Annotated in this window: 17 protein-coding genes; 14 read left to right on the forward strand and 3 right to left on the reverse strand. The window is 42.7% G+C overall.

The window, feature by feature from the left end:
* Positions 1 to 219 precede the first annotated feature (219 nt).
* Positions 220 to 486, forward strand: a complete 267-nt coding sequence (locus D5281_RS17015) for a hypothetical protein (protein WP_160561301.1) — start codon at positions 220 to 222, stop codon at positions 484 to 486.
* 147 nt (positions 487 to 633) lie between these two features.
* On the opposite strand, the gene D5281_RS17020 is transcribed toward D5281_RS17015, so the two are convergent.
* Positions 634 to 1203: a hypothetical protein gene (locus tag D5281_RS17020; protein ID WP_160561302.1), complete on the reverse strand. Its 570-nt coding sequence runs from the start codon at positions 1201 to 1203 to the stop codon at positions 634 to 636.
* A gap of 281 nt (positions 1204 to 1484) precedes the next feature.
* On the opposite strand from D5281_RS17020, the gene D5281_RS17025 reads away from it, so the two are divergent.
* From D5281_RS17025 to D5281_RS17060, 8 genes are all read left to right on the forward strand, one after another.
* Entirely contained in the window at positions 1485 to 4019 is a 2535-nt protein-coding gene (locus tag D5281_RS17025) for a homocysteine S-methyltransferase family protein (RefSeq protein WP_330585116.1), read from the forward strand.
* 77 nt (positions 4020 to 4096) lie between these two features.
* Positions 4097 to 5710, forward strand: coding sequence for a biosynthetic-type acetolactate synthase large subunit (gene ilvB, locus D5281_RS17030; RefSeq protein ID WP_160561303.1), 1614 nt, complete (start codon positions 4097 to 4099; stop codon positions 5708 to 5710).
* A 17-nt stretch (positions 5711 to 5727) separates the two neighbouring features.
* A complete protein-coding gene (gene ilvN, locus D5281_RS17035) occupies positions 5728 to 6222 on the forward strand; it encodes an acetolactate synthase small subunit (RefSeq protein ID WP_160561304.1) in 495 nt (164 codons plus the stop codon).
* A 72-nt stretch (positions 6223 to 6294) separates the two neighbouring features.
* Positions 6295 to 6792, forward strand: a complete 498-nt coding sequence (gene ilvN, locus D5281_RS17040; RefSeq protein WP_160561305.1) for an acetolactate synthase small subunit — start codon at positions 6295 to 6297, stop codon at positions 6790 to 6792.
* A gap of 159 nt (positions 6793 to 6951) precedes the next feature.
* A complete protein-coding gene (gene ilvC, locus D5281_RS17045; protein WP_160561306.1) occupies positions 6952 to 7971 on the forward strand; it encodes a ketol-acid reductoisomerase in 1020 nt (339 codons plus the stop codon).
* A gap of 206 nt (positions 7972 to 8177) precedes the next feature.
* Positions 8178 to 9434, forward strand: a complete 1257-nt coding sequence (gene leuC, locus D5281_RS17050) for a 3-isopropylmalate dehydratase large subunit (RefSeq protein ID WP_160561307.1) — start codon at positions 8178 to 8180, stop codon at positions 9432 to 9434.
* A gap of 103 nt (positions 9435 to 9537) precedes the next feature.
* Positions 9538 to 10026 (forward strand): 3-isopropylmalate dehydratase small subunit, encoded by a 489-nt coding sequence (gene leuD, locus D5281_RS17055; RefSeq protein WP_160561308.1) that lies wholly within the window; start codon positions 9538 to 9540, stop codon positions 10024 to 10026.
* 25 nt (positions 10027 to 10051) lie between these two features.
* Complete coding sequence (locus D5281_RS17060; protein WP_160561309.1) at positions 10052 to 11422, forward strand: peptidylprolyl isomerase; 1371 nt, start codon at positions 10052 to 10054, stop codon at positions 11420 to 11422.
* A 47-nt stretch (positions 11423 to 11469) separates the two neighbouring features.
* Here the strand turns inward: D5281_RS17060 and D5281_RS17065 are convergent, their stop codons facing one another.
* Entirely contained in the window at positions 11470 to 12264 is a 795-nt protein-coding gene (locus D5281_RS17065) for a histidine phosphatase family protein (protein WP_160561310.1), read from the reverse strand.
* A 278-nt stretch (positions 12265 to 12542) separates the two neighbouring features.
* On the opposite strand from D5281_RS17065, the gene D5281_RS17070 reads away from it, so the two are divergent.
* Together D5281_RS17070 and D5281_RS17075 are read left to right on the forward strand one after the other, a co-directional pair.
* Positions 12543 to 13235 carry a response regulator transcription factor gene (locus D5281_RS17070; RefSeq protein WP_160561311.1) on the forward strand — a complete coding sequence of 231 codons (693 nt, stop codon included), beginning with the start codon at positions 12543 to 12545 and terminating at the stop codon, positions 13233 to 13235.
* Between the two features lie 97 nt (positions 13236 to 13332).
* Positions 13333 to 16035 carry a sensor histidine kinase gene (locus D5281_RS17075; protein ID WP_160561312.1) on the forward strand — a complete coding sequence of 901 codons (2703 nt, stop codon included), beginning with the start codon at positions 13333 to 13335 and terminating at the stop codon, positions 16033 to 16035.
* Positions 16036 to 16147: 112 nt separating this feature from the next.
* Here D5281_RS17075 and D5281_RS17080 read toward each other — a convergent pair whose 3' ends face one another.
* Positions 16148 to 17344, reverse strand: coding sequence for a ribose-phosphate pyrophosphokinase (locus D5281_RS17080; RefSeq protein WP_160561313.1), 1197 nt, complete (start codon positions 17342 to 17344; stop codon positions 16148 to 16150).
* A 245-nt stretch (positions 17345 to 17589) separates the two neighbouring features.
* Here D5281_RS17080 and D5281_RS17085 point away from each other — a divergent pair, with 245 nt between their 5' ends.
* The 3 genes from D5281_RS17085 to plsY all read left to right on the forward strand — a co-directional run bounded on the left by D5281_RS17085 (position 17590) and on the right by plsY (position 21060).
* On the forward strand, positions 17590 to 18966 hold the full coding sequence (locus D5281_RS17085; protein WP_160561314.1) for a DUF512 domain-containing protein: 1377 nt from the start codon (positions 17590 to 17592) through the stop codon (positions 18964 to 18966).
* Positions 18967 to 19067: 101 nt separating this feature from the next.
* A complete protein-coding gene (gene der / locus D5281_RS17090) occupies positions 19068 to 20402 on the forward strand; it encodes a ribosome biogenesis GTPase Der (RefSeq protein WP_160561315.1) in 1335 nt (444 codons plus the stop codon).
* A 1-nt stretch (position 20403) separates the two neighbouring features.
* Positions 20404 to 21060: a glycerol-3-phosphate 1-O-acyltransferase PlsY gene (gene plsY, locus D5281_RS17095; RefSeq protein ID WP_160561316.1), complete on the forward strand. Its 657-nt coding sequence runs from the start codon at positions 20404 to 20406 to the stop codon at positions 21058 to 21060.
* The last annotated feature ends 56 nt before the right edge of the window (positions 21061 to 21116 follow it).

The following is a 21116-nucleotide window of genomic DNA, read 5'->3' on the forward strand; positions in this document are numbered from 1 at the left end:
TGATAATTGAATCATTGCCAGATATTGAGTTTTCAAGGTGCATAGCTAAAATCTATGTGCGAAGTTTGAGTAATATATATTTTCTTTTTGTTTTTGACATGAGAAGAACGCATGATTTTGCACCGGCAGCTTAAGAACGCTTCATAATGTATATTTGATTTACCCGAATTGTTAAGGAGGATGGCAAGCCACCATAAGGAGAATGGAGAATAGACTGTTATGAATGCAAAGACAACCGGTATTGTAGCATATTTTACATGGATTGGCCTTGCGGTAGCAGTTCTTGCAGGAGATAGAGAAGGAGCCAAATTCCATATGAACCAGTCGCTTGTAATATGGTTGTTTTCTCTGCTTAGACATGTTCCATGTGTGGGATGGGTATGGGGTGTTTTTATTTTGATTTGTTGGATTATGGGACTGGTTGCTGCAATGAATCAGGAGGAAAAAGAGGTTCCCTTGATTGGGAGTATAAGAATTTTAAAGTAGCTGAAAAGAGCAGTGGAACCCATATGGTTATCCTTATTTTAACCAGAGGGCGTTATCTGAGAATTATTTTTATAGGAACTTTAATCGCCTGAGAATAAATCTCAGGCGATTATCATGTAAATTGTCAGCTTTAGAGGAGGACAGATATCAGGGCTCAGGCGGTTGTTCAGCGCCTTCATCTTTCGGCTCACCCATATCTTCTTCACCAGTATCTTCGGTATCTTCTGTGTCCGTGTCTTCGTAGGTGAAAATTTCCTCCGGAATGTTCCCGTGTATGATTGAAACAATATATTGGAATCTTATGTTAGCCTGTTCATAATTCCGGTAAGCCACCTCCTCAAAAGCGGCGTCATATTCTCCATCATAAGCCTGATGGTAATAAGAAACCGCTTCTGACATGTAGGCACTGGCATCGTCCGCAAGCTCATCCACACCCGGGAAACCGTCAGGAACCTCCAAAGCAGCCATCTGTGCAAAGGAAGTGTCCATAGAATCAAGCAGCGCCAAAAGCTCGGCGGTTGAGGTTTCAGAATCAGGGTCAATAGCATTGATAGAGGAATCAATGATACGGATATTTTCAAAAAACTGATTCATGTTTGCTTTATAATTTTCCAGATCTTCATTTTTACCGCAGCCTGTGAGTATAAGCGGGAAAATAGCCAATAACAAGAATTTTACCTTAACTTTATGCATTTTCTTAAGAAGTGTTTTTTTCAAAACATAGTCTCCTATTCTTATGTATAAAATTTATTTTAACATAAATAAAGTTATCATAGTTGCTAGTTGAAGTCAACAACCATACTGTAAGCAGCAAATGCAGTAACCGGTTTAGATTATTTTTCATGGGGCAGGAATGCGCACGGGCTGCGCACTGCAAAAGAACATGAATTTTAAATTGCTATATATTTGTAAATTGTAGTTTCAGGGAAATTATGATAACATATAGCAATGTAAATACCATAGATCAGCTTATATGAGCAGGATCAGGAGGTGCATAGGTGAATATTACTGAATTTAAGGAATTTACAGGAAACAGACTTGTTTATCTGGATGGAGCTACAGGTTCTAACTTAATGAAGCGGGGAATGCCAGGCGGGGTGTGCCCTGAAAAATGGATTTTGGAGCATCCGGACATTTTTATGGGATTGCAGAGGGAGTATGTGGAGGCAGGCAGCAATATGATTTATGCGCCGACCTTTACGGCAAACCGCATTAAGCTTAAGGAATATCATTTGGAAGGAGAAATAGAGAGAATTAACCACGAACTGGTAGCTCTTTCCAAAAAAGCGGCGGGCGATAAGGCTTTTGTGGCCGGGGATATTACCATGACAGGCAGACAGCTCATTCCTATGGGAGATATGGATTTTGAGGAGTTGATTGGCGTATATAAGGAACAGATCAAACTGATTTGTGAAGCGGGCGCGGACCTTCTGGTAGTGGAAACTATGATGTGTCTTCAGGAAACCAGGGCGGCTCTGATAGCGGCAAAGGAAGTCTGCACTTTACCTGTAATGGCAACACTGACTTTTGAGTCTGATGGAAGAACGCTTTATGGAACGGATGGCATAAGCGCGGCGGTTACCCTCGAAAAATTAGGCGCCTGTGCAGTGGGTGCAAATTGTTCCACAGGCCCTGATAAAATGGTAGAACTGATTCAGAGTATTTCTAAAGTGGTGTCCATTCCGGTGATTGCAAAGCCCAATGCAGGGATGCCAGGCTTAAATGCGGAGGGGGAGACGGTTTATGATATGGATGCGGATACCTTTGCCCTCGAAATGAAGAAGCTGGTGGATGCCGGAGCCCGTATTTTGGGCGGCTGCTGTGGAACCGCGCCGGAATACATTGAAAAACTGGTAAAGGCCACAAAAGATATACGGCCGGTGGAACCAGCAGAAATTGGTACAAAAAGCCAGGCGGAAAAGTCTGATATACGTTACCTTTCCAGTGAGAGAAAAACAGTGGCATTTGGGCTTGATTCACCTTTTATGGTGGTTGGGGAACGGATTAATCCTACCGGGAAAAAGAAACTGCAGGCCCAGCTAAAGGAAGGAAATTTAGACTTGGCCCTTTCCTTTGCTCAGGAGCAGGAAGAATGTGGGGCGGCGCTTTTAGATATCAATGTTGGAATGAGCGGCATAGATGAAAAGGAAATGATGCTTAAGGTTTTAGATGAGGTTACGGTGGCGACCAATCTTCCTTTAGCCATTGATTCTAGCCACGTGGACGTTATAGAAGCAGCCCTTCGCAGATATCCGGGGCGTGCGCTGATTAATTCTATATCGGCAGAGTCTAAAAAAATGGAACCGCTTCTTACACTTGCAAAAAAGTATGGGGCTATGTTTATTTTGCTCCCTCTTTCCGATAAGGGACTTCCTGAAAACTTGGAAGAAAAAATTGAAATCATAGAAAAAATCAGTCAAAAGGCCTTCGAGATGGGCCTGGGTAAAGAAGACATAGTAGTAGACGGTCTTGTGGCTACGGCAGGCGCAAATCCTAATGCGGCAAAGGAAGTACTTGAGACAATCCGCTATTGTAAGAAGAATGGATTTGCCACAATCTGTGGTTTATCAAATATCTCCTTTGGTCTGCCAGAGAGGAGTTTTGTCAATACCGCCTTTCTCACTATGGCCATTCAGGAAGGACTTTCCATGACCATTGCAAATCCTTCCCAGGATTTGCTGATGAACATCGCCTTTGCATCGGATCTCCTGATGAATAAGGAGGAGGCAGATACCCGCTATATTGAAAGAATGGCTCTTTATAAGGAGAGAGCGCCCATTATGGTAAGCGCTAAGGTGGCGGCAAACGGACAGCCTGAAACAGCGGCAGGACAACAGACGGCAAAAGGCGGAGCGGCAGAGGGCAGTCAGGCTTTCACAGAGCAGGCTGACAGAGCAGGTCTTTCCGACAATCAGATTTATCAGGACGTGATGAAGGGCAACAGGAAACAGATAAAGGAGCACACGAAGCAGCTGGTGGAGGAAGGGCAGGAGGCGGCTCATATTTTGAACCAGATATTATTGCCGGCCATTAACCAGGTGGGCGAGTTGTTTGACAAAGGACGGTACTTTTTGCCCCAACTGATTGCCAGCGCAGAGGCTATGAAGCTCTCCATTGAATATTTGGAGCCCTTTCTTGCTGCAGATACCCAGAAGGAGGAAATGCCTGTGGTGGTAATTGCCACGGTAGCAGGAGATATTCATGATATCGGGAAAAACCTTGTGGCTCTTATGCTAAAGAATCATGGTTTTCAGGTGATTGACCTTGGAAAGGACGTGCCTAAGGAAACCATTGTTGAACAGGCCATTCAAAACAATGCCAGTATCATTGCCATGTCTGCCCTTATGACGACCACCATGCAGGAAATGAAACGGGTGGTGGATTATGCAAAGGAAAAACGGGTAGAGGCAAAGATAATGATTGGAGGGGCTGTCATAACACCTGAATATGCAAAAGAAATAGGGGCTGACGGATATTCCAGGGATGCAGCGGGGGCAGTGCGTGAGGCAAAGCAGCTTTTAGGACTGGTTTAACCATAAAAAGTTTGTGGCAGCGCGGCAGCCACGGATCTATATGATAGGGAAAGTACCGCGCAGAAATGAGGAGAAGTATGACAGGAGCAGATGTAATTGTAAAATGTTTGGAAAATGAAGGGGTAGAGTATGTTTTTGGCTATCCAGGTGTAGCGATTTGTCCGTTTTACAACAGTATTTTGGAATCGCCCATTCAAACGGTTTTGATAAGGACAGAGCAGAATGCGGCCCATGCGGCAAGCGGCCTTACAAGAGTCTCTGGAAAACCGGGGGTTTGTGCCGTCACCTCAGGACCGGGTGCAACCAATGTGATTACGGGAATTGCAACCGCCTTTGCGGACAGTATTCCTTTGATTTGCATAACAGGGCAGGTAAATTCAGCCCTGCTTGGAAGCGATGTATTTCAGGAGGCGGATATCACAGGAGCGGTGGAATCCTTTGTGAAATACAGCTATCTGGTAAGAGATGTTAATGATATTCCACGCATTTTTAAAGAGGCTTTCCATATTGCCAACACAGGAAGAAAAGGTCCTGTATTGATTGACGTGCCTATTGATATACAAAATGCGGAGGTGAAGAAATTTTCTTACCCGGAAACTGTTTCCATGCGTACCTATAAGCCTACTGTAAAAGGCAATATGGTACAGATAAAAAAGGTGGTTGCAGAATTAGCCCATGCAAAGAGGCCGCTCATTTGTACAGGCGGCGGTGTCCTTTTATCGAATGGAGAAAAGGAGCTCCTTGCCTTTGCCGAAAAGCATGAGATACCTGTGGTTTCCACTATGATGGGGATTGGGGTGATGCCCACAAAGCATCCGCTGTATTTCGGGATGGTTGGAAACAATGGAAAGCCCTATGCAAACCGTGCCATGAATGAATCAGATCTTTTGCTTATGGTGGGCGCTAGAGTAGCGGACAGAGCTGTCAATCAGCCGGATTTGATTACCAACAATAAGATACTGATCCATATTGATGTTGACCCGGCGGAAATTGGAAAGAATGTGGGACCTTCTATCCCGCTGGTGGGGGATGCAAAGCATATTTTTGAAGATCTTCTATTACAGGATTTTACTTGTGAGCACAGGCAGTGGATTGAAACCCTGGAAGAATATAGAGAGAGTATGGTGCGTAAGAGAAATCCCAATCCCGCTTATGTGGATCCGGCCGGATTCATCACGCTGCTTTCAGAAAAGATGGAAGATGAAGGTATTTATGTAGCGGATGTAGGACAAAATCAAATTTGGTCCTGTGCATATCATATTGTCAAAAAGGGAAGATTTTTGACCACAGGCGGAATGGGAACCATGGGCTATTCCATTCCTGCGGCTATGGGTGCTAAGCTGGCAAAGCCGCAGCGGCAGGTGATTGCTGTCTGCGGTGACGGTTCTTTCCAGATGTCCATGATGGAGCTTGCCACCATGCGTCAGCATCATGTGCCGGTTAAAATTGTGGTACTTAAGAATAATTATCTGGGCATGGTGAGGGAATTCCAGCACTATAACTATAAGGACAATTATTCGGTGGTTGATTTAACCGGAAGCCCGGACTTGGAAAAGCTTTCGGCAGCTTATGATATGAAATTCCTTCGCCTTGAGAATATGGAGAAGGCCGGTGAGATGATAGATGAATTTTTAAAGCAGGATGAATCAGTGCTTTTGGAATGTATCATAGATCCTATGGATTTGGTGTAGGAAGGGAGGAAGCAGATTTGAAAAAAATATATTCCGTTTTAGTTGAAAACCGTTCCGGTGTACTTTGCAAGGTGGCGGGGCTTTTTTCCAGACGTTGTTTTAACATTGATTCTCTTGCAGTGGGGGAAACGGATGATCCTGCTGTTTCCTGTATGACAATTGTCAGCAGTGGGGACAAACGCACCATAGAGCAGATTGAAAAGCAATTAAATAAAAAGCTGGATGTTATTAAGGTTAAAACCTTTGATGAAACAGCCAGTATCAGCCGGGAGCTTCTTTTGATGAAAGTAAAGTATAACAAATCAAACCGCAGGGATATTATGGAGATCTGCGAGATCATGAATGCACAGATTGTAGATATGTCAAAAACGATGATGCTGATACAAATGTGCGATACATCTGAGCGTATACAGCTTTTTATTAACATGTTTAAGACGGTGAGCATTGTGGAGGTGGCAAGAACCGGAACCCTGGCCCTCCAAAAATGTAATGAAACAGAGCAAACAAGTTGACTTTTGCAAGGTGAATTGTTAAAATATTTTTGTTTAGTCGGTCAGATGTGACGAAGTGAAGGAGGACGAAAATTGCGTAAAAAGGTTTTTCAGCTCTTAGTTGACAATACTTCCGGTGTTTTAAGCAGGATTTCAGGTCTCTTTTCAAGGAGAGGTTATAATATTGAAAGTATCACGGCAGGTCTTACTGCTGACCCCCGTTTTACCAGAATCACGATTGTAGCTTCCGGTGATGATGAGATTCTTGACCAGATTGAAAAGCAGGTGGCAAAGCTTGTGGATGTAAGGGATATCAAGGAGCTTGCACCGGAAAGCAGTGTGTATAGGGAGTTGGCGCTGATTAAAGTCAGGACGAAAAGTGAACAGAGGCAGGGGGTTATCTCTATAGCAGATATTTTCCGTGCCAACATAATAGATGTGGCTCCGGACAGTCTGATAGTGGAGCTTACCGGGGACCAGGCTAAAATTGATGCATTTATCAGCCTGCTAGAGGGGTATGAAATATTGGAGCTTGCAAGAACCGGTATTGCCGGTCTTGGACGAGGAACGGAAAACGTTACTTATCTGTAATATGCAGCAACTGTTTGGAGTGTCTAAACTGTTACAATGTGCAGTGGATATCAAACGCTGTCGCGCTTTGCGAGTCAGCTTATTGATAAAAATTATTTAATTTCACATAAGGATGACCCGTAAAGCGAGGCGTCCGCTATCTAGGAAAGGAGTCAGAAAATGGCAAATATTTATTATCAGGAAGATTGTAACCTGTCTTTATTGGAAGGAAAAACAATTGCGGTTATAGGCTACGGCAGTCAGGGACATGCCCATGCATTAAATGCAAAAGAATCAGGGTGCCATGTTATCATTGGCCTTTATGAGGGATCAAAATCCTGGGCAAAGGCGGAAAAGCAGGGATTTGAAGTATATACGGCAGCGGAGGCTGCTAAAAAGGCGGACATTATCATGATTCTCATCAATGATGAATTGCAGGCTGCTATGTATAAGAAAGATATTGAGCCAAATCTGGAAGAAGGAAATATGCTGATGTTTGCACATGGCTTTAATATTCATTTTGGACAGATTGTACCTCCTGCAAATGTGGACGTGACAATGATTGCGCCTAAAGGTCCTGGCCATACTGTAAGAAGCGAATATCAGGCTGGTAAGGGTGTACCTTGTCTGGTAGCTGTTCATCAGGATGCTACAGGAAAGGCGCTTGATAAGGCGTTGGCATATGCGCTGGCAATTGGCGGTGCAAGGGCTGGCGTGCTTGAGACTACCTTTAGAACAGAGACGGAGACAGACCTTTTTGGCGAGCAGGCAGTTTTGTGCGGCGGTGTATGCGCATTGATGCAGGCAGGCTTCGAGACCTTAACAGAGGCCGGGTATGATCCGAGAAATGCATATTTTGAGTGTATCCATGAGATGAAGCTGATTGTTGACTTGATTTATCAGTCAGGCTTTGAAGGCATGAGATATTCTATTTCTAACACGGCCGAGTATGGTGATTATGTGACAGGTCCTAAGATTATCACAGAGGATACCAAAAAGAATATGAAGAAGATTTTAAAGGATATCCAGGATGGTTCCTTTGCAAAGGAATTTTTGCTTGATATGTCACCTGCCGGCGGACAGGCTCATTTCAAGGCTATGAGAAAGCTTGCGGCTGAACATCCGGCTGAGCAGGTGGGGAAGGAAATCCGTAAGCTCTATAGCTGGAACAATGAAAATGATAAGCTGATTAACAATTAATGCTACATGCTGAAAGCGCGTTTGCATTTGAGGCACAGGTTGCTATATTTGATGAAGTAATTAGAAACTGGGATGGAAAGGGCTGCTGTGTGGCAGCCCTTTTTGTGTAAATAGTGTGAAATACATAAATTAACTTCTCAAATTTATGCTTTTGTGGTACAATCATATATTGTTTATGAAAGAGATTTTTACAGGAGGAAATTATTATGGGGATGACAATGACCCAGAAAATATTGGCAGCACATGCCGGATTGGACAGTGTGGAAGCCGGACAACTCATAGAGGCAGATTTAGATCTTGTCCTTGGAAATGATATCACAAGCCCGGTGGCTATTAAGGAAATGGAAAAAATGAAGGTGGAGGGCGTGTTTGACAAGGATAAGATTGCCCTTGTGCCGGATCATTTTGTACCGAATAAGGATATTAAGTCGGCGGAGCATTGTAAATGTGTAAGAGAATTTGCCTACCGAAACGAAATCACAAATTATTTTGAGGTGGGTGAGATGGGAATTGAGCATGCGCTTCTTCCTGAAAAAGGTCTCACCGTTGCAGGTGATGTGGTGATTGGAGCTGATTCTCACACCTGCACTTACGGTGCGCTGGGCGCATTTTCAACAGGCGTTGGCAGTACGGATATGGCAGCCGGAATGGCTACGGGGAAAGCCTGGTTTAAGGTACCTGCTGCAATCCGCTTTCATCTGATAGGAAAGCCTTCCAAATGGGTCAGCGGAAAGGATGTGATTTTGCACATCATTGGAATGATTGGCGTTGACGGCGCTTTGTATAAATCCATGGAATTTGTAGGAGATGGCATTCAGAATCTTACAATGGATGACCGTTTTACCATTGCTAATATGGCTATCGAAGCAGGCGGCAAGAATGGTATCTTCCCGGTGGATGATTTAGCAATTGCGTATATGAAGGAGCATTCTAAGAAGGCATATACGATTTATGAAGCAGATGAGGATGCTGTTTATGACGAAGAATATACCATTGACCTTAGTACCCTTCGCCCCACAATTGCATTTCCACATCTGCCTGAAAATACAAAAACCATAGATGAAATTACCGAGGATATCAAGATTGACCAGGTGGTAATCGGTTCCTGTACCAATGGGCGTATTGATGATATGCGTATTGCGGCTAAGGTGTTAAAAGGAAATCACGTGGCAAAGGGAATGCGCTGTATCGTAATTCCTGCTACACAGGCTATTTATATGCAGGCTATGGAGGAAGGACTTCTGAAAATCTTTATAGAAGCCGGCGCAATTGTGAGCACGCCTACCTGTGGACCTTGCCTTGGAGGATATATGGGGATTCTGGCAGAAGGAGAGAGATGCGTTTCTACCACAAACCGGAACTTTGTGGGACGTATGGGACATGTGAACTCTGAGATTTATCTCGCAAGTCCTGCTGTAGCAGCCGCAAGCGCTATCGCAGGAAAGATTTCAGCGCCTTGTTGAGAAGAAGCGGAGGTATAAGGTTGAAAGAATTGTATTCTTTCAACCGCAAATTTGTGCTTGAGGGCACAAATTCGCACGTTGAGAAAGGAGCATGGTTATAAATATGAAAGCAGCAAAAGGAATTGTATTTAAATATGGTGATAATGTGGATACGGATGTAATCATTCCTGCAAGGTATTTAAATTCATCTGACCCAGCAGAGTTAGCAGCCCACTGCATGGAGGATATTGACAAGAATTTTATTCATAATGTGAAGCACGGAGACATTATTGTAGCAGATAAAAATTTTGGTTGCGGTTCCTCTAGAGAGCATGCCCCTATTGCAATCAAGGCAGTCGGAATCAGCTGTGTGATTGCAGAAACATTTGCCAGGATTTTTTACAGAAATGCGATTAATATCGGGCTCCCTATTATTGAATGTCCGGAGGCGTCTAAAGGCATTGAGAATGGGGATGAAGTGGAAGTGGATTTTGATTCCGGTATCATTAAGAATCTGACCAAGGGAACCCAGTTTAAAGGGCAGGCATTTCCCGCGTTTATGCAGAAAATCATTGCGGCCGAGGGGTTGGTAAATTACATTAATCAAAAGTAAGTAAAAGCGAGGAGGATTTTTACAAATGGCTAAAAATAATACGCCTGAAGTAAAACCTGAACAGAAGGTTCAGACCAAATATGACCGTAAAATGGAGGCGAGAAGGCAGCAAAAGCTTAAAGACGCGCGCCAGGAAAAAATGATGAAGACCATAGGGGTTATGCTTGGAGTTGTTGTTCTGATAGCAATTGTGGTTTCAATTGCCGTTCCGATTGTGAGGAAGAATGTGGCGCTTAGGGGAACTTATGTTAAAGTGGGAGATCACGAGCTGACACAGCTTGAGTATGACTATTACTACAATGTGGCAGTTAATAATTATTTAACTGCATATGCATCCATCCTGCCTTATATGGGATTGGATACATCTCGTGATTATGCGCAGCAGCAATACGCGGAAAACAGAACCTGGAAGGATTTGTTTGACGAAATGACGGTGGAACAGATTAGGCAAAGTAAGGCGCTTTTGGACGATGCGAATGCGGCCGGATTTACTTATGATACATCTGCTGATTATGAAAGCTTTGTAAGCGAATTTGAAACTGCTGCACAGTCGGCAGGTGCCAGTGCCAGCGAGTATTACAAAAATAATTTTGGCACATATGCCACCAAGCAAAATATGGAGCCTTTTGTAAAAGAGGGATTGTTTGTGAGCGCGTACCATGATGATTTACTTGCCCAAAATGCACCTTCTGAGGAAGAAATAAAGTCATATTATGAAGAAAATAAACAAAATTATGACAAGGTAGATTACAGAAGCTTTAATTTCAACACAGAACTGGCAGAGGATGCCTCCGAGGAAGATATCGGCAATGCCATGGATGAACTTAAGGAAAAGGCAGAGGCAATGATGGAGGCCCGTAAAGATGGCGAGGACTTTGAAGCTCTTTGTCTGGAAAATGCTTCTGAGAATACCAAAGAAAATTATGAAGATCCTGATACGGAATACAGTCTTAGCGAGGGAAGAAGTTATAGCAGTATTTCTGCGGTTATGTCGGATTGGCTTTATGATGAAAGCAGAAAAGCCGGGGATATTACGGTTTTGGCGGATGAAACCTATCATCAGTATTATGTGGTGGAATTTGTAAATCGATATTATGATGAAGCAGATGATGCCAATATTGCAGATACTCTGGCAAGCCAGAGTGTCTCCGAGTACACCAACGGTCTGTTAGAAAACTATCAGGTGACGGACGTGAAAGGAAATCTGAAGTATCTGACAATCAGTACGGAGGAAAGTGCAACTGATCGTGCAGATGAGGAAGGCACAGAGACAGATGCTGATTCTGCTGCTGGTGTAGAAAACTCCGGAGAAGAAGATTCTGATACGGAAGGGGCACAGGCAGAAGATACGGATGAGGAAACCTTGGATGAGACAGACACCGAGGCCGAAAATTAGAATTGAGAAAATTCATTATAACAGGGACTCCGTAGGAGTCCCTTGTTTTATTGATGGAATGGATTTGCAAAAGAGCCTGCCGGAGATATGGGTTCACCTTTTGATAAAAGGTGATGGACATCCCCCATGGACTGTACTCTGAAATAAACTTCATCGTCCCATCGTTCTTCACTGGAAAGAATTGTGATGGAAGTGGTGGGCAGGAAAAAACCATGAACCAGCAATGGAAATGGTATGTTTAGCAGATGGGAGAGAACCACACAAGTAATGCCCAGATGGCAGAAAATAACAATAACAGGCTCCTTATCATCCTTTTCCAGGGCTTTGGAATATTCTGGGCTGTCCGGAAGGGGTGTAGCCTTGCTAAAACGTTTTTCCGTACCTTCTGCTGCCAAAACTTTATAATATTTTTTTTCGCGTATGTAACCGTAAGAGGATAAGAGATGGTCAAAATTGTTACATACTTCTGAAAACTTAATGGCAATTTGAGGATTCTGCTTCATTACATCCGATTTCACCCATTGCAATGGATCTAGCAAAAGAGGATCATTGGTCCAATAAGACGGAATAAAATCCCAGGGAACACCGTGCTTTCCGGTAGCAGGATCATCAATGACATAAGCAAATTCCTGCATCCAGTCTAAAGTAGTGGCCTTGCGATTCATTTTTTCCAAGGTACAGGAGGCAGTGTCTTTAGCGCGTCCTAACGGAGAGCAGTAAAAGGCGGTTACCTTCCATCTGCTGATGCGCTCTGCTAAAAGATTGGCTTCGCGCCAGCCTTTTTCAGTCAGGGTGTCATGCGTATAGTCAGGTTCACCATGACGGACAAATATGATTTTCATTTGCAACTCCTTTCAAAAACAGGATTTTTATAATGATATAAGTTCTATTTTAAGCGTAATAATCGTATCACATGCTGGCAATATTGTCCAGTGAAGCCCTTAGTGTGTGCAGGTAATTGCAAAAAAGGAAAAAACACAGTAGTATGGAGATTGTGGAATTAAGAAAGTCTTAACTTTTTTCCTTACTAACACTTAAATTTTTTATGTTTTACTATTACAGTAAAGTAAAGACAATCTATGGACATTTAGATTAGGCTGCCGGCAGCATGGAGGTTAGAATGACAAATATTTTAGTTTGCGATGACGACAAGGAAATTGTGGATGCCATTGAGATTTACTTGAATCAGGAGGGGTATCAGGTTTATAAAGCTTATGATGGGGAACAGGCGATTAAGCTGTTAAAAGAACAGAACATTCACCTTCTGGTAATTGACATTATGATGCCTAAGCTAGATGGAATCCACGCCACTTTAAAAATCAGAGAATACAGCAGTATTCCAATTATTTTTCTTTCCGCGAAATCAGAGGATACCGATAAGATACTGGGACTGAATATCGGGGCGGATGATTATGTGACCAAGCCCTTCAATCCTTTAGAGCTGGTAGCAAGAATCAAATCAAATTTGAGAAGATACACACGTCTTGGAAATTTGAACGTGGAAAACAATGCGCTTTTTAACGCAGGGGGACTATGTATCAATGATGATACCAAGGAAGTGACGGTAGATGGTGAGATTGTAAAATTGACTCCAATTGAGTACAATATCCTTCTTTTGCTGGTAAAGAATCAGGGAAAGGTGTTTTCAATCGATCAGATTTATGAAAATATCTGGAATGAGGAGGCCATTGGTGCGGATAATACGGTGGCCGTACATATCAGGCATATCAGGGAAAAGATTGAGATTAATCCTAAGGAGCCAAGATATTTGAAGGTTGTCTGGGGAGTAGGGTACAAGATAGAAAAACAATAGTGGAAGATACTGTGAAAACAGAAATAAATTCCTGTTTTTGCAGATAAATATGTGTTCACGATGAAATGAGTGGGGAAAGCAAGAACGGAGGATTCTTATGGAGCATCAGAAAAAGCAGGGGGAAAGCCAGGAGAATATGCAGGAAAATTATATGGGGGAGAATGATATTGAAAAAAGCATAGAAGAACAGGAACAAAATGTCAAAGCGCAAAATATGGAGAATACACAGAACAAAGATAATAAAAAGGAAACAAAAAACAAAAAAGAAGGCCGCAGAAAGAAGAAAAGAAGGCTGGTATTTTTCCATGGTCTTCAACATATTCTGCTGGTAGCGGCTGTTGTCCAGATTGTGACAGTGTTTATTAGCTCTTATGTTATAGTGGAGACAAAAAATGGACCTAAGCCCTTTCGGCTGCTAGAACAACAGCAGCCAAGATATTTTGAGGACTCTCAAGTGTTTAATACGCTCTTAGGGAACAGTGCTTCTGATCTGATATGCTACGGTGCAATCAGAAGCCAGATGGAAACGGATGCGAGATTTGACGCCAAAAAGGAAGTGGATGTGACAGCCTTTGCCGGAAGATATAACGGCATACAGCAGGAGTACATTACCGCACATTATTATTTGGAGGATTTAATTAAGTGGGCTCAGGCCGGATTTAACTACGAAAATGTTTATATGAACGGTGAGGAGGTAGATCAGTTTCTAAGCAGGAGCCGAACGGTGACCAAGGTTAATTTGGAAGGGTACCATGGTACGGTGAGCTACTTAAATGCTGATCTTTCAACCAATACCAGCATAGAGGATGTATCCGGCAATCTGCTTGAAGCTGGCATGGTGGAAAGGGATGGAACGGATGCTTCTGTCCTGCATAACCGATACCGCACGGTGGATGGAAAAAACATAGAAAATTATGTATCTTCCTGGGATGAATATTATGAGCTTTGCAGTAATGTGAAAAAAGCTGCCGAGGATTTGAATATCAATTATGAAGAATATTTAAAATACAAAGAGCTTTATGACTCCGGAAATACAAATGTATTGTATATTATAAAAAGAACCGTGGGAGATAATACTCAGATTTTCACAAATGTGAAAGCAAAAACAACAAATGCTTCCGATCTGGAAAAGGAGTTAAGAGGACAGTGCAATAAATACATCTATTATAACCCACAGAATATGCAGTATGAGACAGATACTTTGATTGAGGAATCTACTCTGCGCTATATTTTAAACGGTTATGATTATGCTTATCCGGAGGATACTCAGATTATGATAGGGGTACGGTCGGAGTATGCTGCCCAGGATTGCTTTTATCAGGCAAGAGATGGATTTCATAACTATGTACCTCATGTTTGGCGGTATGTTGCAGGCGCCATGGCATGTATCCTTTTCTATCTTGTCCTTTTTGTGATACTTACCATGAGGGAAGGAAGGGTTCGCAAAAAAGAAACCGGTGAAATTGTTATAGGACTGTACCCGGAGGATTATATTCCCACAGAAATCATGATTCTGGCGGCAGGAGCTGCTGCAATTGCTTTATGCTATGGAGCGGTATCTATCATAAGGGTAATTTGGGGAAACATTGACAATAGCAGTATGATTATGATTGCGGGAGCGGCAGCGCTTTTCGTGAGCCTATTTTTCTCATTCTTTTATTATAGCTTCGTAAGGCGGATGAAAGCAGGGACATTTTGGAGGGACAGTCTTGTCAGAAACATTATCATGCTGATTCAAAAATGGGTATTATATTTCTGCGATCATTCGACTCTTATTTTAAGAGTTTGGGTTCCTGTAGGACTGCTTGCTACGGTGAATTTAGGGGGCGCCATGTTTGCAGGGTATGCATGGGCGGAGAGAAGAATGGCCACATTGTGGGTTGTTAGTTTGATATTGATTGCCATAGATGGGGCTGCAGGATTTATTATGTACCGATCGGCACTTGGAAAACAAAGAATATTAGAAGGGATTAAGCTGATCCGGGAAGGAAATCTTGCCCATCAGGTGAAAGAAGAAGGGCTCTATGGAGAGGATTTGGTACTTGCGCGGGCAGTAAACAGCATTGGAGACAGTGTAAGGGTTGCGGTGGAAACTAGTATGAAGGATGAACGTCTTAAGGCGGATTTGATTACCAACGTCTCCCATGATATAAAAACGCCTTTAACTTCCATTATTAATTATGTGGATTTAATTAAAAGGGAAAACATTCAGGAGACTAAAATAAAAGAGTATGTGGAGGTATTAGACACCAAATCCCAGCGGCTAAAGCAGCTGACAGACGACTTGGTGGAGGCATCCAAAATATCTTCGGGAAATATTGTGCTGCAGTGGGAAAAGATTAATCTAGTGGAACTCCTTAATCAGACCATTGGAGAATTTTCAGAAAAATTTGAGGAAAAATCTTTATATCTGATATTTAAGGCGCCAAAAAGCAGCGTATACATTGAGGCGGACAGCAGACGTATCTGGCGTGTGATTGAAAATTTGTTTAATAATATATTTAAATATGCGTTAAGTGGTACACGGGTTTATGTTGATATGAAATTGCTGCAGAGTGATAATGGAGGAAAGCAGGTAATTGTTTCTCTGAAAAATATATCGGCTCAGCCTCTCAAGGTAAATCCGGAAGAACTGGCAGAACGATTTATCCGCGGAGATGAATCCAGAACAACCGAAGGAAGCGGTCTGGGACTGTCTATTGCAAAGAATCTGACAGAAGCCCAAAACGGGAAATTTGAGATTGTGATGGATGGCGATCTGTTTAAAATTAATTTGACCTTCCCGTTAATAGAAAAATAGAATTTGATTAGAAATAACGCTGTCATGCAAAGCATGACAGCGTTTGTTATGAAAGCATAAAGCTATTGTGCTGCAATAAATCAGCTGAGCAGGAAACATTACGCTTTGGAGGCTAATCGCCCAGGGTATAAGGGTTTTCCCGATTGTTATATTTTGCAAGAAAACGTTGTATTTTGTCCGTAGGCGTATAAACATTGGCCATAGAAGAATCATGATTCATAAAATCGATGATAGAAGCCAAAAACTTACTCATATCGGCTTCAACATAATAAGGACGGGATATGAGCTCAGGATTTTGGTATGTTAGGTTTGTGGTTACAACCTTGTCGAAATAACATTTTTCATAAGCTTCATCAAACCGCTTAAGACCTTCCGTAAAAAGACCGAAGGTACAACATATGTAAACACGTTTGGCATTCATGAATTTCAGCTGTTTGGCGGTATCGATCATACTGCCGCCGGAAGCAATCATATCATCAATAATAATAACATCCTTGCCGTCTATGTTATCCCCCAAAAATTCATGGGCAATAATCGGATTTTTACCATTTACAATTGTGGAATAGTCGCGGCGTTTGTAAAACATACCTACATCAACTCCAAGCACATTGGCAAAATATACGGCACGGTCTAAGGCACCCTCGTCAGGACTTATTACAATCAGGTTGTCTTTGTCAATCAGAAGGTTATCTTCCGTGGCAAGCAGTGCCCGGATAAACTGATAGGGCGGAGTAAAATTGTCGAATCCATGTAATGGCTCCGCATTTTGGACTCTTGGGTCATGGGCATCAAAGGTGATTAGATTGCTGACTCCCATGTTGTTAAGTTCTTCTATCGCATAAGCACAGTCAAGAGATTCACGTCCGCTTCGTTTATGCTGGCGGCCTTCATACAAAAAGGGCATGATGATATTGATACGGTGAGCTTTGCCATTAACCGCCGCGATAACTCTTTTTAAATCCTGATAATGATCATCGGGAGATTTATAGTTGGTATAACCGTTCATGGTGTAAGAAACGCTATGATTACAGACATCCACAAGAATAAACAAATCTTTACCCCTGACGGATTCAGAAATAACTGCCTTACCTTCTCCGGTATTGAAGCGGTGGCATGTACTATCCATGATAAAATTATCAGATACATAGCTTTTGAAAGCCGGGTCGTTTTTTGCTATATTTTTCACACTTTTTCTGAAATTAATCAGGTGATTGTTGACGCTGTTTCCAAGCCTTGTGGCAGAATCCAGGACAAGTAATTTTAAAGGAGCAACTGGCATTGCCGTTTCTAGTTCATGTAAATTAGGCATGGTGACCTCCGTTAAGTAAATAAAGCCAAAATCTCGCCTTAGATAGCAAGGGAATAAATTTATCCACCAATTAATTTATAACATTATGATAGTGACACGTCAAGAAATTTCTAGTAAAATGAAAAGTAAAGAATAACAGTTTGGCCCAGGATTTTGCGCTTGCTGCATGACTGTATGGTCCGTGATAACGTATAAATTGGGCAGAGAGGATTTGCGATTTTTTCAATATTAGCTGGGAGGATGCAATGAACAAGCAATGGGCTAAGGGACATAGGATTATGGAAGTGTTAGATGGCAGTATTGCCAGTGAATTGGAAATTGTGCCTGGGGACCGGCTTCTGGCCATTGATGGGGAAGAAATAAGGGATATTTTTGATTACCAATTTTATGTGGAAAATGATTTTATTACATTGCTGATAGAAAAGGCAAATGGGGAGCAGTGGGAGCTAGAGATTGAGAAGGATGAGGATGAAGACCTTGGCATGGTTTTTGAAAAGGGTCTTATGGATGACTATCGCTCCTGTAGTAACAAATGTATTTTTTGCTTTATTGACCAGATGCCAAAAGGGATGAGGGAGACTCTTTATTTTAAAGATGATGATTCGAGACTTTCTTTTCTGCAGGGGAATTATGTTACACTTACGAATATGTCAGATTACGATATAGAGCGTGTGATAAGGTATCGTCTTTCGCCTATTAATATTTCTTTTCAGACTATGAATCCGCAGCTGCGCTGTCAGATGCTGCATAATCGGTTTGCGGGAGAGGCTTTGAAGAAAGTGGATAAGCTATATGAGGCCGGAATTACTATGAATGGGCAGATTGTCCTGTGTAAGGGAGTTAATGACGGCGAGGAACTTAAATTTAGCATTCGGAAGCTTTCAGAGTATATTCCGGTGCTCGAAAGCGTGTCTGTGGTACCGGCCGGACTGACCAAGTACAGGGAAGGGTTGTATCCCCTTGAGACATTTACGGCAAAGGATGCCGGGGAGGTTTTAGAGACGATTCATTTATTTCAGGAAGGCTTTTATGAAAAATATGGACTGCATTTTGTTCATGCCAGTGACGAGTGGTATATTCTTGCAAACAGAGCGCTGCCGGGGAAGGAAAACTACGATGGATATCTGCAGCTGGAAAACGGAGTTGGCATGTTGCGGTTGTTGCTGGATGAATTTGAAGAAGCTTTGAAGGATGTAAAAGAAAAGCTTTGCCTGAAAGAGAAGATGGAATCCGCTGCGCCTGCAAGTGCAGATGGAGTTGCCGTTAGGGATGTGTCTGTAGCTACCGGTAAGCTTGCATATCCTTATATTGCGGAGATGTCTGATAAGATGATGGCACTTGTGCCGGGGGTAAGGATTTACGTTTATGAAATTGTAAATTACTTTTTCGGAGAAGAAATTACGGTTGCCGGTCTTTTGACAGGGCAGGATATGATTGCCCAGCTTCAAGGGAAAAAATTGGGAGAAAGGCTGTTGCTTCCCCAGAATATGCTAAGAAGCGGTGAGGAGGTTTTTTTGGATGATGTGACGGTCATGGATATGGAAAAAGCTTTACAAGTAAAAATAGATATTGTAAAATCAAGCGGATATGACTTCGTAAATGCAGTTTTAGGAATTGTTTAGCTTTTGCGCAGGTTTGAATTTGTGTCTCTTACTCGGATAAGAAGCGCAGTAAGGAAACCAGATATTTGAAGCGAGTCAAGGAAAGGATACGGTTAGTTTAAATGGCTGAAAATAAAAAACCCATTGTGGCGATTGTAGGGCGGCCTAATGTGGGGAAATCAACACTGTTTAATGCGCTGGCAAAACAGCGGATTTCCATTGTAAAGGATACGCCGGGCATCACCAGGGACAGGATTTATGCGGATGTGACATGGCTTGATAAGGCTTTTACCCTGATTGATACAGGAGGAATCGAACCGGAGAGCCGTGATATCATTTTATCCCAAATGCGGGAACAGGCGCAGATTGCCATAGATACGGCGGATGTTATTATTTTTATGGTAGATGTAAAGCAGGGGATGGTGGACGCGGATTCCAAGGTGGCGGATATGCTGCGCCGCTCCCATAAGCCGGTTATACTTGTTGTAAATAAAGTGGACAACTTTGATAAGTATATGGCGGATACTTACGAATTTTATAACCTTGGAATAGGAGACCCCCATCCGATTTCCGCCTCTGGCAGACTTGGAATCGGGGATATGTTAGATGTGGTGGTAGACTATTTTGAGGATAGTGAAGGCGCGGATGAGGAAGATACGCGGACACGAATTGCCATTGTGGGTAAACCCAATGTAGGTAAATCTTCACTGATCAATAAGCTGATTGGGGAAAACCGCCTGATTGTTTCCGATATAGCGGGAACTACCAGGGATGCCGTGGATACGCCGGTCGTTCATAACGGAAAAGAATATATTTTTATTGACACGGCAGGACTTCGGCGCAAAAATAAGATAAAAGAGGAATTAGAGCACTTCATGATCGTCCGGACAGTGGGGGCCATTGAACGCTCGGACATTGTGATTTTAGTGATTGATGCGGTGGAAGGTGTGACAGAACAGGACGCCAAGATTGCAGGTATTGCCCACGACCGGGGAAAAGCGGTGATCATTGCGGTAAATAAATGGGACGCCATCGAAAAGAATAACAAGACGGTGAATCAGTACACGGCAAGGGTGCGGGAAATTTTATCTTACATGCCTTATGCGGAAATCACCTTTATCTCGGCGCTTACAGGACAGAGACTTCCCAAGCTTTATGATCTGATTGATGTAATCAGCGAAAACCATTCCATGCGGATATCAACAGGTGTGCTCAATGAGATTATGAGCGAGGCGGTGGCCCTTCAACAGCCTCCTTCAGATAAGGGGAAACGGCTGCGGCTTTATTACATCACCCAGGTAGGGGTGAAGCCGCCCACTTTTGTGATTTTCGTCAATGACAAAGAGCTGATGCATTTTTCTTACACCAGATATATAGAAAATAAAATACGGGAGGCATTTGGCTTCAGGGGAACGCCTCTTAGGTTTTTGATCAGGGAAAGGAGGGAAAAGAAATAGGATGGAACGATTGATTTGTTTGATCATTGGTTATGTGTTTGGTATGTTTCAGACTGCATTTATCTATGGGAAAATGCATGGGATCGATATCAGGGAGCATGGCAGCGGAAATGCGGGAACCACCAATACCCTTCGGGTATTCGGCACGAAGGCAGGTTTGATTGTTCTTGTGGGGGACATTTTAAAATGCATTTTGGCGATTGTGGTAAGCGGTATGCTTTTTGGTTTTTCTCATCCGAATGAAGTTTATCTTTTAAAGCTGTATGCGGCTTGCGGCGCTATTTTAGGGCATAATTTTCCTTTCTACCTGAAATTTAAAGGAGGTAAGGGAATTGCGGCAACGGCCGGACTTATTTTGTCCTTCCATCCGGCTTTTCTGCCTATGGGGGTTCTTATTTTTTTCAGTGTATTTTTCATAACCCACTATGTTTCTTTAGGGTCATTGCTGGTTTATGCCGGGCTTATGATTGAGATGGTAGTGGTAGGCCAGCTTGGTATGTTTGGATCTTCCCAGGCAGTGCTGACAGAGATGTATGTACTCACGGCGTTTCTTACCATACTGGCTTATTATAAGCACCGGGAGAATATCAAGCGATTGCTGGCAGGGCAGGAAAAAAAGACTTTCCTGACGAAAAAAAGCGAGCAATTTGAAAAATAAAAATTTGTGTGGATTTATGTTTGGCGATAACCCTACGTTATTTAAAGTACGTTGCG

The sequence above is a fragment of the Parablautia muri genome, assembly GCF_009917485.1.
In the GTDB taxonomy this organism is placed as follows: Bacteria; Bacillota; Clostridia; order Lachnospirales; family Lachnospiraceae; genus Suilimivivens; species Suilimivivens muri.